Consider the following 15,492-nt stretch of genomic DNA (forward strand, 5'->3'; position numbering starts at 1 on the left):
AATTTTAGGCTCCTATAGAAACCAGGTTTCTGAACTAAAAATTTTGATGAGAAACCCGGTTTTTGGAGTTAACTAAACTCAGTGCGACAAGAAACGCAACGGGATAAGACCTGTTTTAACGTTTCGGATGGTAATTTGCCTAGAATTTCTGCCGCGAAAGCATCAATTAACAGATGACGACTCATCAGTTCACTTAACCCCCGACTGCGTAAATAGAAGACTTCATCTTCTTCTAATTGACTGACGGTTGCACCATGGGAACATTTGACATTATCTGCCACAATTTCTAACTGAGGTTTGGTGTCTATTCTTCCTTTTGAAGATAGCAATAAATTCCGACTCAGTTGATTAGCATTGGTGAACTGTGCCGTTTGTGGCACAAAGACTTTACCATTAAAAACGCCATGTGCTTTGTGATCTATAATACATTTATGGACTTGATTAAATGTCCCATGTTGATGATTAAGTATCATGGCACTGTGGGTATCAGCCAACTGTTCACTGCCAATTAATGTTAATCCGTTGAGCGTCGTTTCCGTTGCTTCTCCCCGTTGATAAATCTCTAAATTATGGCGGGATAGTTTAGCACCTAAACTCACAGCATGGCAAGTATAGCGACTATTTCGACCTTGGAAAACAACATTTTTACCAATATGAAATGCTGTGCCTGCTCCCCGTTGTAGCCTTGTATGGTTGACTTCGGCATTTTCTTCGAGGTAAATTTCAGTTACGGCATTGGTAAAATAGGGTTGAACTTTTACCTGATCAGAACATCCGAATACTTCGGCGGTTGCATAATGTTCAATAACAGTAGATGAACTTCCTGTTTCTGCTACAATTAATGCTCTGGGTTGATTGATCACCGGGCGGTTATCCGGTAAGGCGATGAATAATAAATGAATCGGGGTTTCAATTGTTTTATTCTTTTCAACCCAAACAACAGCAACATCCTTAAACCCAGTGGTATTAAGAGTAGCAAAAACGTCTTGGTTTCCTTGTTGTTGGCTGAGATAATGGGGAAGATTTTCTTGTAATTTTTCAGGAAGTTGTGCTAAATTTCCAATAAAAACCCCGTCGGGAATGTCTTGAAGATCGGAAAGATGGGGAGCATAAATCCCATTAATAAAGACAATCCGTTTGTGTTCGGCTTCCGGTACAATTAAAGAGGCGATCGCTTCGGGTTGTAATTGAACAAAAGGAGCGACTTGAAATTGATATTCTAATAACGAAGATAAATCGGTAAACCGCCATTCTTCATCTTGTCTGGTAGGGATTTCTAATTCTTTAACCCAAGTTAAGGCATGATCCCGAATATTTTGCAATTGAAGGGTAACTTCCGATGCCAAGGAGCTTTGAAGAGACGGTTGAGAGACTTCGCTTTGAATTTGTTCTAACAGATGGTTTAAATAGGACACTTCCTGTTTTTCTGTGATTGTACTATTGTTCATTAAACCCCCACCATTGCCGAAGCAACAACATCATCATAGCCTTTTTCTTCCAGTTCTAAGGCGAGTTCTTTTGTCCCCGTTTTAATAATGCGTCCATCGGACACAACATGAACATAATCCGGCACAATATAATCGAGTAACCGTTGATAATGGGTAATCACTAACAAGGCGTTATTTTCGTTGGCTAACTGATTAACACCATTGGCAACAATTCGCAACGCATCAATATCTAAACCCGAATCTGTTTCATCTAAAACGGCTAATTTGGGTTCTAATAACGCCATTTGTAAAATTTCATTGCGTTTTTTCTCTCCCCCAGAGAATCCTTCATTAACGCTGCGTTCTAAAAATTCATCGCGCATTTTAACAATGTCTAATTTTTCCCGCACTAATTCATCAAAATCAAAGGCATCTAATTCTTCTAATCCTTTATGTTTTTGATGAGCATTATAAGCAACTCTCAGAAAGTCTAAATTACTCACTCCCGGAATTTCAATGGGATATTGAAACGCCAAGAAAATTCCGGCTAAGGCGCGTTCTTCAGGTTCTAATTCTAATAAATTTTGACCTAAAAAGGTAATTTCCCCTCCAGTGACTTCGTAGCTCGGATGTCCGCTTAAAACTTTAGAAAAGGTACTTTTCCCTGAACCATTTAAACCCATAATAGCGTGGATTTCTCCGGCTTTGATTTCTAAATTAAACCCCTTAAGGATTTGTTTGTCGTCAATATTAGCCGTTAAATTTTTAACGGATAGAATAATTTCACTGTTCTCTTTAATCATGGTTGTCCGTTGTGAGATTTTTTCTAGTTTTCTAGTTCCCTGGTTCTACCAGGGAATGTAGTCGGGAGGCTCCGCCTCCTTTTTTACTAGAGGCAGAGCCTCTATTTCTCATTTCTAGGTAGAACCTAGAAACGAGGGGGGGGTCGGGGAATGATTAACCAACGGTTCCTTCTAATTTCAAGCTCAATAATTTATCGGCTTCAACGGCAAATTCCATCGGCAATTTATTGAACACATCTTTGCAGAAACCGCTAATCATCATGGAGACAGCATCTTCAGCAGAAATTCCCCGTTGTGCAAAATAGAAAAGCTGGTCTTCTCCAATTTTAGACGTAGAGGCTTCATGCTCGACTTTAGCGCTATTATTTTCCACTTGAATATAGGGAAACGTATTCGCCTGGGCTCGATCTCCGATTAACATAGAATCACATTGAGAATAATTTCTCGCGCCTTCGGCTTTCGGCCCCATTTTCACTAACCCGCGATAACTATTAGCGGATTTTCCAGCAGAAATTCCTTTAGAAATAATCGTGCTGCGGGTATTTTTCCCAATATGGATCATTTTGGTTCCGGTGTCCGCTTGTTGTTTATTATTCGTCAGCGCAACGGAATAAAATTCACCCACTGAATTATCCCCAGCTAACACACAACTGGGATATTTCCAAGTAATAGCAGACCCCGTTTCTACCTGTGTCCAAGAAATCTTAGAATTCACTCCTTTGCATAATCCCCGTTTGGTGACAAAGTTGTAAATTCCGCCTTTGCCTTCTTCATCTCCAGCGTACCAATTTTGCACCGTAGAATATTTAATTTCCGCATTATCTAACGCGACTAATTCTACAACGGCGGCGTGCAGTTGATTGGTATCAAACATGGGGGCGGTACAGCCTTCTAAATAGGTGACAGAACTTTCTTCTTCTGCAATAATTAAAGTCCGTTCAAACTGTCCAGAATCACCGTTATTAATCCGAAAATAGGTAGACAAATCCATCGGACATTGGACACCTTTGGGAATATAAACAAATGATCCATCACTAAAAACGGCAGAATTCAATGCAGCAAAGAAATTATCGCCAACGGGAACGACACTTCCTAAATATTTTTCCACCAGTTCAGGATGTTCCTTAACGGCTTCGGAAATGGAACAGAAAATTACCCCGTCTTCAGCTAATTTTTCTTTAAAAGTTGTGGCAATGGAAACACTATCAAAAACCGCATCAACGGCTACATTAGAAAGACGCTTCTGTTCGCTTAAAGGAATACCTAATTTCTCAAAGGTTTCTAATAAAGTGGGGTCAACTTCTTCTAAACTTGCTTTTTTGTTTTCAACTTTGGGAGCGGAATAGTAGATAATAGATTGATAGTCAATGGGCGGATAGTTGACGTGGGGCCAAGTGGGTTCTGCCATCTTCAGCCATTGTCGATAGGCTCGTAGACGGAAGTTAAGCATAAATTCCGGTTCATTTTTTTTAGCCGAAATCAGGCGGACAACATCCTCACTGAGTCCACGGGGAATGGTGTCTGACTCAATATCGGTAACAAAACCGTATTTATACGGCTGGTTGACTAGGGTTTTAACGGAAGCACTCATAACCTTAAATTTAGTGTTCGATAGTTCTCAAAGGATGGCAGACGGGTGGTAGGCTGTTGACTTAAGCAACAGATTTGTTACTTAAGTCTATTTTAAGCTACATTAACAACAAGTGCATTGTCAAAGTCCAAATTTATAAATTTTTGTTAAGACGATGGCCACCACTCAGCAGCAGTCCACAAAACACGATATTCTGCAACTCCTTCTCAAACAGGGACAGGCGACGGCCCAGGAGTTAGCGGAAACCCTTGAGATTAGTCCCCAAGCCATTCGTCGTCATCTCAAAGATTTGGAACTGGAGGGGTTAATTGCCTATAACTCGGTTCAGGTGGGGATGGGGCGACCTCAGCACGTTTATGAATTGACGACTCAAGGACGGGAACGTTTTCCGAACCGTTATGATGAGTTTGCGATTTCCTTTTTGGATACTTTAGCGCAAACCGTCGGACATGAACAGGTTAGTCAAATTTTACAGAAACAATGGCAGCGTAAAGCTATTGAATATCGACAAAAAGTTGGGAAGGGTTCGCTCAAAGAACGAGTGGAAAAATTAGTGGAATTGCGGAAAGCCGAAGGATATATGGCGGAGTGGTATTTGGTGGAGTCAGAACAACTGGATACTCCGCGAGAACGTTATATTTTAACGGAACATAATTGTGCCATTTCTAATGTGGCGGAATCATTTCCCAGTGTTTGTGGTCATGAATTAGAAATGTTTGGGGCAATTTTAGAAGATTGTACCGTAGAAAGAACCCATTGGATTGTGAATGGGGAACATCGGTGTGGGTATTTAATTATAGGAGAGAACAGGGAACAGGGAACAGGGAACAGGGAGGAAAAGACAGACATAATATCTGGTTTTCTGCAACAATCTTTGTCCTAACCCTACTTGAGCGACTCCTATATTCAATTATTACATAAAGCTATGGAATTTTTAACTCAGGATGAAGCCATTCAAGTGGATGCGGCGTTATTATCCTCTAAGGATAAGTTCTCAACGCGGTTAGCGATTTATGCGTTACGCTGTTTGAAACAAATTTCTCAAAGCGAAGATATTATTATTGAAGATATTAAACCCGAACAAGTCCAGAATTGGGTTAGAAATGATTCTAGTTTTCAAGAAAATATTGAATTTGATGCCAATTTCGATAGTTTCTTTACTCAGTTATTAATGGCTTCATTAAATCCTTTAAAAAAAGCTTCAGAAGCCGAAAATATTCCAATTCAAAATTTAACGGTTAAACAGTTAATTCATTAGACATCTCCAAAATAGAAAAAAGGAGGGGTAAAAAGATGATAAAATTAAATTTTACCCCGGATTAGAGATGAGTAAATTAAGAGACTATCTGGACAAGAATCCCCAGCAAGCAAAAAGGCTATTAGGGATGGAATATGAACAGATGATAGAACTCATTCAAGCTGCGGAGTTATTAGAAGAAGAAAAACGACAGGAAAAAGAAAAAACTAAAATCAGGTTGATTAAAGCAGGTGGGGGTCGTCGGCAGAAATTATCTGTGGAGGAACAAATCTTACTGACTCTAATTTATCTGCATCAAATGCCGACATTTCAAATGTTAGGGTTACAGTTTGAAGTCAGTGAATCAACAGCGAATGATATTTTCCATAACTGGATAAAAATCTTGAGAGAATTACTACCAGCGAGTTTGCTAGAGCAAGTAAAAAAAAACGAGAGTGATTGGGAGTGGGTAGAAAAAATTCTGGTGGAATTTGAGTTAGTAGTAGATAGCTATGAACAGCCCAGGGAAAGACCAACAGACAATGAAGAGCAGAAAAAATATTACTCAGGAAAGAAAAAGACACATACCTTTAAAAATCAAGTCATTGTCATGCCAAATGGAAAAGAAATAGTGGATGTAGCTGTGGGTTATACCGGAGCAACAAGTGATCTGAAATTGTGGAGAGAAAGAAGCCAGGAATTGGGGAATAATCAAAAATACAGAGGGGATAAAGCTTATGTAGGAGAAACAGCAATTAATACACCGTATAAGAAACCGAGGAATCAAGAGATGTCGGCGGAAAAGCGAGAAGAAAATCGGTTAAAAGCCCAACAAAGGATTGTAGTTGAACATTTAATAAGACTGATAAAAATTTATCGAGTTGCTTCAGAAAGATTTCGGTTAAAGAGGCAAAATTATGAAGCAGTAATCTTGACAGTATGTGGATTAATAAGATGGCGAATAGGAGCGATTGTATTACCATCTAAGAATTGCCCAGAATTCTTTTGAGAAATAATTGTATATCAGAGATAAAATTCATTAGTTATTATTAATGTGACTGAAAAAGCCTATGAATCCGTTACTTTTGGAGAAGCCGGCACAGGAGTGCTAGAGATTCCAAAAGTAGCGATAGAGGGCATTTGGAGATTTTCGGAGATGTCTTTTAATTATAAGTTTTAATTGGCATAGATCAGGAACTTTTTTAAAAATTAAATCAAATGTTTTTAACAATTCTTCTCGGTTGCTAGTATAAAAAAAATTTCCTGAATAAGAGGTTGAAATCAGCTTTCCTATTTCCTCCAAATCCTTACTTTCATAAGCTTTTTTAAATCCTTGAAAAAATGCTAAAGTATCACCACTAAGACCGTCAGGATTATTATCTTTGTTAAGAAATACATAGATATCTTTAGCGACTTGAATCAGAATAGAAATAGGAATATCAATCATATCTTCGCTAGTTAGATAGGTGGTATAAAAGTTAGAGTTTGCTTTGTGAGATATTATACCATGTTCTGTATTACAGCGATTTTCATACGGATGAAGTTCAGTAGGGACTAAAAAACCCGGTTTCTCAAAAAGCTTTTGTCTCCCAACTGAGATTGTTGTTAAGAAACCCGGTTTCTCAGCATTGAGTATACCTAAAAAGAGTGTTTTGGGGCTCGCTTTTAATCATGGTCAAGAGAGCGATCGCTTAAGATATAATCAAAACAACCCATCTCAGAAAATAGCTCAATCATGAAAACACAACTTAATCAAGAGGGACAGATTACTATACCTTCTAAAATTCGTGAGCGTTTAGAACTGAAACAGGGAGATGAATTCCTATTAATTGTTACCGGAAATGAAATTAGGTTACAACCCATTAAAAGAAAACGGCTGAGTGAATTCCGAGGAGTTTTACCCGCCACTCAAGCTTATCCGGGTAAGACAACTATACGCCAAGCTGTAGCTCAATCTTTAGCTCAGAAATCTAATCAGTTATAATCATGAGTAATTATTGGGTAGATGCCAATATTTTATTAAGGTTCATTACTAATGATCCTCTCGCTCTCGCTGAACGAGCTGCTAAATTTTTACAGAAAGCTGAACAAGGAGAAATTACACTCAAGGTATCTTCAATTGTTGTGGCTGAAGTGGTTTGGGTATTAATTTCTTTTTATGGTTATTCTCGACAACAAGTTGCAGATGTTTTGATAGGTTTGTTAACATCAGAGGGTATTATTCTTGAATCTAGTGAGCAAGTAATAACAGCCCTTGATAGTATGGCAACAGCAAATGTTGATTTTGTTGATGCTTATCTTGCAGAAGTAGCTCGTAAAGAAAATGAATTTATTGCTTCTTTTGATCGAGATTTCAAACGTTTAGATATACCTTATATAGAGCCAGATTAATTAATTTTTGGTTGGTTCATTGGAATCAATTAATCTATTATACTAGACTACCAATTTCTATCATGACAACGTGATAATTTTAGGAAAAGGGATAGTATAAAACCCCAGTTTCTCAGGGAGGCTGGGGTATTTTAATAAGGTTGATAAGATTACGCTAGAATTACCATTCCCGCCGGGGGCAAGTTCACATGAACGGCGGTTCGATTTTGATACAGTTCAACGGTATCAATACGGAATCCATCACAATCACTTAAGGCAATCCAATATTGATAAACCTTAATAATAGCGGATAAAACTTCATCTTTTGAAAGGCAAAGATCTTTTAAATCAAAAAAGTCACCCCGGCGGAATTCAACATCTGGGTGCATGACATTTTCCCAAGCAGCTGCGTCCCAATGTTCAATTTTTCCGGCGCGAGTATACCAGTCCCAATTTTGAAATTCTTGCGGCCAAACGCCATCTTCAATAGACTGGGGTTTATCAATACAGTCTCCAGTTTGAGAACGCCATCCAGCAACCGGATGAGCCGGAGAATAGCGATAGGAAAGGGTATCTTTGTGTTCACCGTTTTCGTCTTGATAAAACCAGTTATTTCCGGTGTGATTATAAATAATATCGAGTAAAACGTACATTCCCCGTTCATGGGCCGCATCAACTAAATCTCTTAAATCTTGACGAGTTCCAAACCGAGGATCTATTTCTAAAAAGTTTTGAATTCCATAGCCATGATAGGTTTGTAAATCACACCGTTGTTTCCAAATTGGGCCGATCCAAAGGGTAGTTATACCGAGTTCTTTTAAGTAATCTAATTTACTTTCAATTCCTTTTAATGTTCCCCCTGAAAACTTGGTTCCAGCTTTCATCCAAGCTGCTTTATCTAGGGTTTTCCAGTCTTCGGGATGATGGCGATCGAACAGGGGGCGTTTGGATTCTTCCCCATCACTGAAGCGATCTGGTAACAGAAAATACAAGATTTGATCGCGCCAGTCGTCAGGGCTGGGATAAACTTTACCACGAGGTTTTAAATTAACTTCTGATAAGTTTGTTGGGGCTGAAAATTCCACAGGTGTTGTCATGGTGAGTCCCTTGATAGTAATAAATTCTGCTCAAAAGATAGAAAGGAAAATAACAACGTAGAGAACATTCCCTCAAGAGGGTTTTCACCCCTAAGTTGTGATTTCCTTTCGTTGATTCAAGGGATTTTCTACCCATTCAGAACAAAATACTAAATTGAACTCACAAGACTTGACACCCCCAGAGGCATAGCCTGTTTTTAACTAACGAGAATCCCGATTTTGATCTAACGCTTGATACCCTGATCTATTGGGGTTTTTGAATAATCATTTCTACAACTCGCCGTTTAGCAATGGGGTCAATTCCCAATAAGCGAATATAATCTTGGGGATGTTCTGTTAAACAAGTTTCAATTCCTCGAAGAATATCTCCTTCTGATTGATTACCATTTAACCCGCAGCTATTCCAAGATCCAGTTTTAAACCGTCGTTTATCGGCGTATTCTAATCCAACCCGATAGCCACTGGATATAATCTGATCAATTTGTTCTAAGACTTCAATCCCTAAATTTGTACTAACGCATTTTCCCCCACTCACTAATGTACTGCCACTGGCATCTCCTTGCATTACGGTTGCCCCTGTACTATTAATACTATGGGGAGGCATAATGGGATTATAGGGGTTATGAGGAATGGGATTTAACGATTGTTGACGATTTTCTTGGGGAATGGGGGAAGCTCCAAATTGACTATTAAACGTGCGAAATTGATTATATTCTTCGACTAATCGCATTTCTTGAATCCGTTTTTGTTCCGCAACCATCAGTTGACCCATTTCAATTAAATGGGGTAGTTTAAAGTTGGGTTTCTGGAATTCAGGAGCTTTTTCCGCACTATTCACAATCCGTTTAGAAATACGTTCAACTCCCTGTTTATGAATAAAATCTCGAATTTGTTCATCATAAATTCGCGATCGCACAGCACTAAAAAAGTCAATGGATTGTTCAGGGAAAGTATCAACTAATTGAGTAATATCTTGTTGGGATAATTCATCGGTTTGGAAAATTCCCCGTAACACGCCAATGCGTTCCTCCCTTGTAGGTTCCCAATAAAATTTTTCCATGCGTCCATCCCGAATTAAGGGCGCGTATAATGTGGAAAAATCATTTCCGGTGACAATAATGGGAATCCGATGTAAGGGGGTTTCATCATAACTTCCCGGTAATTGAACATTAGTGGGATTATCCGCAATATTCATTAATGTAGCGTTCACTAATTGCGTATTCACGGTATATTGAGTACCCGAATCAAACCGTCCAGCACCCGCATCTAAATCATTAATAAATAAAGCACACATTTGTCCCCGAACTTTCACTTGTTCCGAGGCTTCCCGATATCTTAATCGAATTAATCGCGCCGGATCTCCCGCATCAGGACTTTCTAATTCCCCACCGGATATCATCACGGGTTCAAATCCCATTTTCTCAAAAACTAATTCACATTGAAAGGTTTTTCCTTCTCCCTTGCGTCCGTGAATTCCTAATATTAGAGGAACCCGGACACCAGGTAATTGTAAGAAATTTTTGGTGATATGAACAGCCAGTTTATCGAGAAAGCGAGGTGAAATATAATAAGACATATTGAAAATGACACAACAGTTTAAATTCGGTGCCCTAGTTTGATTTTACGATGAAAGGAACCTAAAATTAACCGTTATTAACATCTATCTTTAGAAATAGATTTAAGAAAAAATGTGGAACAGGCATCTTGCCTGTTAACCCTGTTAACCTGTGATCAGGGTTTAGCGGATCAGTTCATTAGACTTTTTTTCGGGGGTTTCTTGCTTATCTAGCCAATCTAATAAGCGTTTTGACACTTTCAATTGATTATTGAGAATTTCATCTGTCGCTACAATTACACCTAAGAGTATGGTTAAAGAAATAATATCCATGAGTAAACCCTCACGCTAATTAACTAGACCGTATAGTCTTTTCCTAAAATTAGGATAGACTGTACCGTCTAGTTTTGTCAAGCCTTGAAATATAGCTTAACTTCAAATATACTACATCAGAGAGGACATTCGGTCATAGTCGGAGTTGGGGGGCGATTTGATGAACCAGAATGCTAGTTAATCCACTTGTAATAAATTGCACCCCAATAGAAGCAACCAGTAAGCCTAAAATCCGAGTCGCAATACTTAACCCCACATTACCTAATATTCGTTGCAACCATTGTCCTGAAAGCAAAATGGCACAGACAATAGATGAAATAAAGACACAAACAGCAGCCAATTCAACAATCTGAAATCCATCTTTGTTAGCCTGAATTTCATTGGCATAGAGAATCACATTGGCAATTACACCTGGCCCCACCAGCAGGGGCATTGCCAAGGGAATCACAATCTTTCTATAAACAGACTTCGCTTCTTCCAAATCACTTTGATTGTCCTGTTCAGCAACATCTTGCACCTTACCTTTCATATTACCTGTTACCAAGTTAATCCCAATTAGTAACAGCAAAATACCCCCAGCAATTCGGAATGAATCTAAGGTAATGCCAAAGAACTGAAGGAGAGACGATCCCGTCAATAAAAACAGCAGAAGCAAGCCTAATACAGTGAGTGAAAGTAAGACTGCGAGCCATTTTTGTACCCCTTTGTTTTCTTTAGCGGTGTAACTGATAAAAACGGGCAAAACCCCCAAAGGATTGAGCAGTGCAAATAAACTAGCTGCAAATGTACTGAGAAGTTGTGTATCCATTAATGGTATTTCTTACTGTTCCCTGTTCCCTGTTCCCTCTTCCCTGTTCCCTGTTCCCTTAGTTTCAGAATCCGCTATTTGAGATGATGGGTTTTCAATTCTTCTTGAATTTGCTCCAGCGTCCGACCTTTGGTTTCTGGAACCAGTAAGTAGGTAAAGACTACCGAGCAAAGGGTAAGTACAGCATAGAGCCAGAAGGCACCCGGACGCCCCAAGGCGTTGACAATAGAGAGGAACGTCATCGCCACGATTAGGTTTGCGCCCCAGTTGGCAACCGTCGCCACACTCATAGCTTTAGAGCGAATATTAAGCGGATAAATCTCAGAAATTAATAGCCAGAACACAGGGCCTAAACCAATGGCAAACGATGCCACATACAGCATTAGAATTATAACAACCGCAACACCCAGAGACGAAGCTAGTTGGGGCAATTGAAAGGAAACTGCCAATAAAGCCAGAGAAATTGCCATCCCAATCAAACTGGTTAACAGCAAGGGTCGCCGTCCGGCTCGATCAACAAACCAAGAGCCAACAATAGTAAACAGCACGTTAATCACCCCGACCCCCGTTGTTGCTAGAATTGAAGCCCCAGCCGATTTTAAACCGGAAAATTCCATAATCGTCGGTGCGTAGTAAATCACGGTATTAATTCCGGTGACTTGCTGGAATATTGCCAACCCAATGCCAATCATCAACGGTAATCGTAATGCGGGTTTAAGCAAATCAGACCATTGCGATGAACCTTCCGTTGCCAAACTACTGTGAATCTCCTCCAGTTCTGCATCGACATTTTGAGTACCGCGAATCTGATGTAACACCTTGCGCGCCTGTCCGCCCCGATTTCGCATGATCAACCAACGGGGACTATCGGGCATTTTTGCCATCCCCAAAGCCAGTGCTAAAGCGGGAACAATTGCCAACCCTAGCATCAGACGCCAACCCTCTGACACATTAGTAAACAGGTAATCGACCCAATAAGACAGCAAAATTCCCAGGGTTAAGGCTAATTGATTCAGGAAAACCAGTGTTCCCCGAATACTCTTAGGTGCAACTTCCGAAATGTACATTGGAGAAATAAAAGACGCGATCCCAATCCCAACCCCAACAATAATCCGTCCGATCACCAAAATAGTTAGGTTAGGCGTAAAGGCTGTTAACAACGCACCCAAACCAAAAATGATGCCAGCGAGAATAATCATGTGTCGCCGTCCAAAGCGATCGCCCAGCAGTCCACCTAAAGCCGCTCCGGTCACTGAACCCACCAGCACCGAACTGACGACAAATTCCTGCATGGTGGAATCTAAGCGAAATTGCTCTTTAATGAACAAAATTGCTCCTGAAATGACCCCCGTATCGTAGCCAAACAGCAGTCCGCCAATAGCTGCGATCGCCGAAACAATAATGACAAACCGAGAGACCTGATGATGGGTTCCAGATGGAACAGGTTGAGAGGTTGATGATGTTTGCGCCATAATAACAATCCTGATAATCGTGGGATTTCAATGGTTAATCTGCTGAAAATTGAGTGATGAAATCAGGGGAGCTAAAACAAAAGCATTTGCCCAAGCTGGTCATAAAAGGCTTTATCATTCACCTCCTGAATCAGTTTGGCGACCAGTGCCGTCCATCCCGCTTGTTGACTGGCTCCCAATCCGACGCCATTGTCGCCCTGAAAATATTCATGAAACCGAAGTAAATCTCGCCAGTGGGGATCTTGTTGGAATTTGGTGATATCACCGTATATCGGACGACCTTCTGCGCCCTTACGAAACAAGTTAATCAGCCGTTGCGATAGTTCTTCGGCGACTTCCTTCAACGTCATCAGATTGCCTGATCCCGTCGGGCATTCCACGCGAAAATCATCCCCCAGATAGCGGTAATATCGCTGCATGGATTCAATCAGTAAATAATTCATCGGAAACCAGATCGGGCCACGCCAGTTAGAATTTCCTCCAAATTCCCCTGTGGTGGATTCGGCGGGTTCATAGTCGATTACATAGTCATGTCCCTGGTTATTTAAGTGATAGGGATGCTGTCGGTGATATTGTGATACCGATCGAATCCCATAGGAAGACAGAAACTCCGATTCATCCAATAAATGTTTGAGGATTCGTTTCAGTTCTTCCGGTGTAGCAATGGCACACAACCGTCGTTCTGATTTGCCTTTGAGCTTCAGGGAAGCAATATGTTGCATTAAATCGGGACGACGTTGGATCAATTTTTCCATCCCGGCTTGAAAGTCGGGAAATTGTTCGAGAACTTCCGGTTCCAGGGTACAAACCGCCAGTAACGGAGCTAACCCGACTAGGGAATAGATTTTGAGGGAGATTTCTTGCCCATCGGGTAGAGTTAAGGCACTAAAGAAAAAGCCTGCGGTTTCGTCCCAGAGGCTAAGATGATGATCGTCTCCGACCCGATCCATCGCTTGGGCAATATTCAGGAAGTGACGCAAAAAACTCAGGGCTGTTTGCCGATAAACGCCATCGCTACGGCCTAACTCCAGGGCAATTATCATCATGTTGAGGGAAAACATTCCCATCCAGGCAGTCCCATCGGACTGTTGCAGATAACCGCCCGTGGGTAACGCGGCACTGCGGTTAAAGATGGTGATGTTATCTAACCCCAGGAAACCACCCTGAAATAGATTTTTTTGATCTTTGTCTTCCCGATTTAGCCACCAATAGTAATTGGCTTGTAATGTCTGAAAGATCTGTTCGAGAAAGTTGCGATCGCCTTGTCCAGTTTTCTGTTTTTCATATTGATAAATCTTCCAAGCTGCCCAAGCTTGTACAGGGGGATTGACATCACTAAAACACCATTCATAAGCCGGAATTTGCCCCTGTAAATTGATACATTCGTCACTGCATAATAGGAGTAATTGTTGTTTAGCAAACCCAGGATCAATTAAGGCAAAGACAACGCAGTGAAACGACCAATCCCAAGCGGCAAACCAAGGATATTCCCATTTATCCGGCATCGAAATCACGGCTTTGGTATAGAGCGTTTGCCATTCTTTGTTTCGTCCCGTCAAGCGTTCGGTCGGAGGAGGAGGCTGCCCAGGATCACCCTGTAACCAGGTATGTACGTCATAGTCATAAAACTGTTTACTCCACAGCAATGCTGCAAAGGCTTGTCGCTGAATCGTGCGATCATCCTCATTTAACCCCGGAAATAAGTTTGTATAAAACTGATCTGCTTCCTGTTGCCGTTGGTTAAATAGGGCTGCAAATTCAGAGCCGAATGCTGCCTCAACGGGTTGATGGGTGAATCGCAATTGCAGCGTTACGCGCTCTCCCGCCGTGAGGGTGAGATGATAGTGGGCTGCCGATTTAGTGCCAATTTGGTTAGGGTTTATAGCTTCTGACTGACCCTGAATCAGATAGGTGTGAAAAGCATCTTTGACATAAGAGGTCGGATTTTCGCTCCCAAACAAGCGTTTAAAATTTGTCTCATTTTCGGTAAATAAGAGCGAGGGGCTATTGCCAAAAACGTGATCGCAATACAGCCAATAGTCCCCATAGTCGGGATGATAAAGTTTAATGCCCCCATCCGTTGCTGTCAGTTGTTGGGTCGGTTTACGACCTGTCCATGACCAAGTATTGCGAAACCAGAGGGTGGGTAAAACATCAATTTCGGCAGTTTCTGGGCTTCGATTGACAATATGAATTCGGATACAAATATCGTCTGGAGTCGCTTTTGCATATTCTGCCGTAATATCAAAATAGCGATTATCCTTAAAGATGCCTGTATCGATTAATTCATATTCTCCTTGTTGTCGGGTTCGGGCTGCATTAACATTAACTAATTCGGTATAAGGATAAGCTTGTTGTGGATATTTATAAACCCAGCGCATATAAGAATGACTGGGAGTATTATCTACATAATAGTAATACTCTTTGACATCCTCACCATGATTGCCTTGAGCATTCGTTAGCCCAAACAACCGTTCTTTTAAAATAGAATCCTGTCCGTTCCAAAACGCTAAGGCAAAGCAGATTTCGCCCGCAGCGTCGCAAAATCCCCCTAACCCGTCTTCACCCCAACGGTAAACCCTGGAACGAGCATGGTCATGGGGAAAGTAATCCCAGGCATTACCATGAGGTGAATAATCTTCTCGTACCGTTCCCCACTGGCGCTCGCTTAAATAAGGGCCCCATTGACTCCAGACTTGTGATTCACTATTTTCTTGAACTCGCTTTTGTTCAGCGTTCATATCGTTAAATATTCGTTAAAACAGAAACCGGGTTTCTGACGAAAAAATCTCGATTGTA

At 40.8% G+C, this 15,492-nt stretch carries 15 protein-coding genes; 5 read left to right on the forward strand and 10 right to left on the reverse strand.

Annotated elements, in window-relative coordinates:
- Positions 1-68: 68 nt before the first annotated feature.
- The 3 genes from sufD to sufB form a co-directional block, all read right to left on the reverse strand.
- On the reverse strand, positions 69-1,448 hold the full coding sequence (sufD, locus tag NMK36_RS01035) for a Fe-S cluster assembly protein SufD (protein ID WP_254172807.1): 1,380 nt from the start codon (positions 1,446-1,448) through the stop codon (positions 69-71).
- Entirely contained in the window at positions 1,448-2,230 is a 783-nt protein-coding gene (gene sufC, locus NMK36_RS01040; protein WP_254172808.1) for a Fe-S cluster assembly ATPase SufC, read from the reverse strand. The genes sufD and sufC overlap by 1 nt, the downstream gene beginning before the upstream one ends.
- Before the next feature lie 154 nt (positions 2,231-2,384).
- Positions 2,385-3,821 (reverse strand): Fe-S cluster assembly protein SufB, encoded by a 1,437-nt coding sequence (sufB, locus tag NMK36_RS01045; RefSeq protein WP_072718988.1) that lies wholly within the window; start codon positions 3,819-3,821, stop codon positions 2,385-2,387.
- 154 nt (positions 3,822-3,975) lie between these two features.
- On the opposite strand from sufB, the gene sufR reads away from it, so the two are divergent.
- From sufR to NMK36_RS01060, 3 genes are all read left to right on the forward strand, one after another.
- Positions 3,976-4,704 carry an iron-sulfur cluster biosynthesis transcriptional regulator SufR gene (sufR, locus tag NMK36_RS01050; protein ID WP_072718989.1) on the forward strand — a complete coding sequence of 243 codons (729 nt, stop codon included), beginning with the start codon at positions 3,976-3,978 and terminating at the stop codon, positions 4,702-4,704.
- A 42-nt stretch (positions 4,705-4,746) separates the two neighbouring features.
- Positions 4,747-5,079 carry a hypothetical protein gene (locus NMK36_RS01055; RefSeq protein WP_254172809.1) on the forward strand — a complete coding sequence of 111 codons (333 nt, stop codon included), beginning with the start codon at positions 4,747-4,749 and terminating at the stop codon, positions 5,077-5,079.
- Between the two features lie 67 nt (positions 5,080-5,146).
- Positions 5,147-6,067, forward strand: a complete 921-nt coding sequence (locus NMK36_RS01060) for an IS5/IS1182 family transposase (protein ID WP_072717485.1) — start codon at positions 5,147-5,149, stop codon at positions 6,065-6,067.
- Between the two features lie 99 nt (positions 6,068-6,166).
- Here the strand turns inward: NMK36_RS01060 and NMK36_RS01065 are convergent, their stop codons facing one another.
- Positions 6,167-6,505, reverse strand: coding sequence for a hypothetical protein (locus NMK36_RS01065; RefSeq protein WP_254172810.1), 339 nt, complete (start codon positions 6,503-6,505; stop codon positions 6,167-6,169).
- Positions 6,506-6,793: 288 nt separating this feature from the next.
- On the opposite strand from NMK36_RS01065, the gene NMK36_RS01070 reads away from it, so the two are divergent.
- Together NMK36_RS01070 and NMK36_RS01075 are read left to right on the forward strand one after the other, a co-directional pair.
- Complete coding sequence (locus tag NMK36_RS01070; RefSeq protein WP_083579981.1) at positions 6,794-7,042, forward strand: AbrB/MazE/SpoVT family DNA-binding domain-containing protein; 249 nt, start codon at positions 6,794-6,796, stop codon at positions 7,040-7,042.
- A 2-nt stretch (positions 7,043-7,044) separates the two neighbouring features.
- Positions 7,045-7,449 carry a PIN domain-containing protein gene (locus NMK36_RS01075; protein WP_254172811.1) on the forward strand — a complete coding sequence of 135 codons (405 nt, stop codon included), beginning with the start codon at positions 7,045-7,047 and terminating at the stop codon, positions 7,447-7,449.
- Positions 7,450-7,598: 149 nt separating this feature from the next.
- Here NMK36_RS01075 and NMK36_RS01080 read toward each other — a convergent pair whose 3' ends face one another.
- The 6 genes from NMK36_RS01080 to NMK36_RS01105 all read right to left on the reverse strand — a co-directional run bounded on the left by NMK36_RS01080 (position 7,599) and on the right by NMK36_RS01105 (position 15,434).
- The gene (locus tag NMK36_RS01080) at positions 7,599-8,525 is read right to left on the reverse strand and encodes an alpha-amylase family glycosyl hydrolase (protein WP_072718996.1); all 927 of its coding nucleotides are present in this window, start codon (positions 8,523-8,525) and stop codon (positions 7,599-7,601) included.
- A gap of 244 nt (positions 8,526-8,769) precedes the next feature.
- The gene (locus NMK36_RS01085) at positions 8,770-10,101 is read right to left on the reverse strand and encodes a ribulose bisphosphate carboxylase small subunit (protein ID WP_254172812.1); all 1,332 of its coding nucleotides are present in this window, start codon (positions 10,099-10,101) and stop codon (positions 8,770-8,772) included.
- Positions 10,102-10,263: 162 nt separating this feature from the next.
- Positions 10,264-10,413 carry a hypothetical protein gene (locus tag NMK36_RS01090; protein ID WP_186440345.1) on the reverse strand — a complete coding sequence of 50 codons (150 nt, stop codon included), beginning with the start codon at positions 10,411-10,413 and terminating at the stop codon, positions 10,264-10,266.
- Between the two features lie 133 nt (positions 10,414-10,546).
- A complete protein-coding gene (locus NMK36_RS01095) occupies positions 10,547-11,221 on the reverse strand; it encodes a MarC family protein (protein WP_072718998.1) in 675 nt (224 codons plus the stop codon).
- A gap of 74 nt (positions 11,222-11,295) precedes the next feature.
- Positions 11,296-12,693, reverse strand: a complete 1,398-nt coding sequence (locus tag NMK36_RS01100) for a sugar porter family MFS transporter (RefSeq protein ID WP_254172813.1) — start codon at positions 12,691-12,693, stop codon at positions 11,296-11,298.
- A 71-nt stretch (positions 12,694-12,764) separates the two neighbouring features.
- Positions 12,765-15,434 carry an MGH1-like glycoside hydrolase domain-containing protein gene (locus NMK36_RS01105; RefSeq protein ID WP_254172814.1) on the reverse strand — a complete coding sequence of 890 codons (2,670 nt, stop codon included), beginning with the start codon at positions 15,432-15,434 and terminating at the stop codon, positions 12,765-12,767.
- Positions 15,435-15,492: the final 58 nt, after the last annotated feature.

The organism is Planktothrix pseudagardhii (genome assembly GCF_904830925.1).
Classification (GTDB): Bacteria; Cyanobacteriota; Cyanobacteriia; order Cyanobacteriales; family Microcoleaceae; genus Planktothrix; species Planktothrix tepida.

What these genes read in the sequence shown, in the direction of transcription:
- sufD (WP_254172807.1), bottom strand. Translation starts at nt 1,448, where the DNA reads ATGAACAATAGTACAATCACAGAAAAACAGGAAGTGTCCTATTTAAAC.
- sufC (WP_254172808.1), bottom strand. Translation starts at nt 2,230, where the DNA reads ATGATTAAAGAGAACAGTGAAATTATTCTATCCGTTAAAAATTTAACG.
- sufB (WP_072718988.1), bottom strand. Translation starts at nt 3,821, where the DNA reads ATGAGTGCTTCCGTTAAAACCCTAGTCAACCAGCCGTATAAATACGGT.
- sufR (WP_072718989.1), top strand. Translation starts at nt 3,976, where the DNA reads ATGGCCACCACTCAGCAGCAGTCCACAAAACACGATATTCTGCAACTC.
- NMK36_RS01055 (WP_254172809.1), top strand. Translation starts at nt 4,747, where the DNA reads ATGGAATTTTTAACTCAGGATGAAGCCATTCAAGTGGATGCGGCGTTA.
- NMK36_RS01060 (WP_072717485.1), top strand. Translation starts at nt 5,147, where the DNA reads ATGAGTAAATTAAGAGACTATCTGGACAAGAATCCCCAGCAAGCAAAA.
- NMK36_RS01065 (WP_254172810.1), bottom strand. Translation starts at nt 6,505, where the DNA reads ATGATTGATATTCCTATTTCTATTCTGATTCAAGTCGCTAAAGATATC.
- NMK36_RS01070 (WP_083579981.1), top strand. Translation starts at nt 6,794, where the DNA reads ATGAAAACACAACTTAATCAAGAGGGACAGATTACTATACCTTCTAAA.
- NMK36_RS01075 (WP_254172811.1), top strand. Translation starts at nt 7,045, where the DNA reads ATGAGTAATTATTGGGTAGATGCCAATATTTTATTAAGGTTCATTACT.
- NMK36_RS01080 (WP_072718996.1), bottom strand. Translation starts at nt 8,525, where the DNA reads ATGACAACACCTGTGGAATTTTCAGCCCCAACAAACTTATCAGAAGTT.
- NMK36_RS01085 (WP_254172812.1), bottom strand. Translation starts at nt 10,101, where the DNA reads ATGTCTTATTATATTTCACCTCGCTTTCTCGATAAACTGGCTGTTCAT.
- NMK36_RS01090 (WP_186440345.1), bottom strand. Translation starts at nt 10,413, where the DNA reads ATGGATATTATTTCTTTAACCATACTCTTAGGTGTAATTGTAGCGACA.
- NMK36_RS01095 (WP_072718998.1), bottom strand. Translation starts at nt 11,221, where the DNA reads ATGGATACACAACTTCTCAGTACATTTGCAGCTAGTTTATTTGCACTG.
- NMK36_RS01100 (WP_254172813.1), bottom strand. Translation starts at nt 12,693, where the DNA reads ATGGCGCAAACATCATCAACCTCTCAACCTGTTCCATCTGGAACCCAT.
- NMK36_RS01105 (WP_254172814.1), bottom strand. Translation starts at nt 15,434, where the DNA reads ATGAACGCTGAACAAAAGCGAGTTCAAGAAAATAGTGAATCACAAGTC.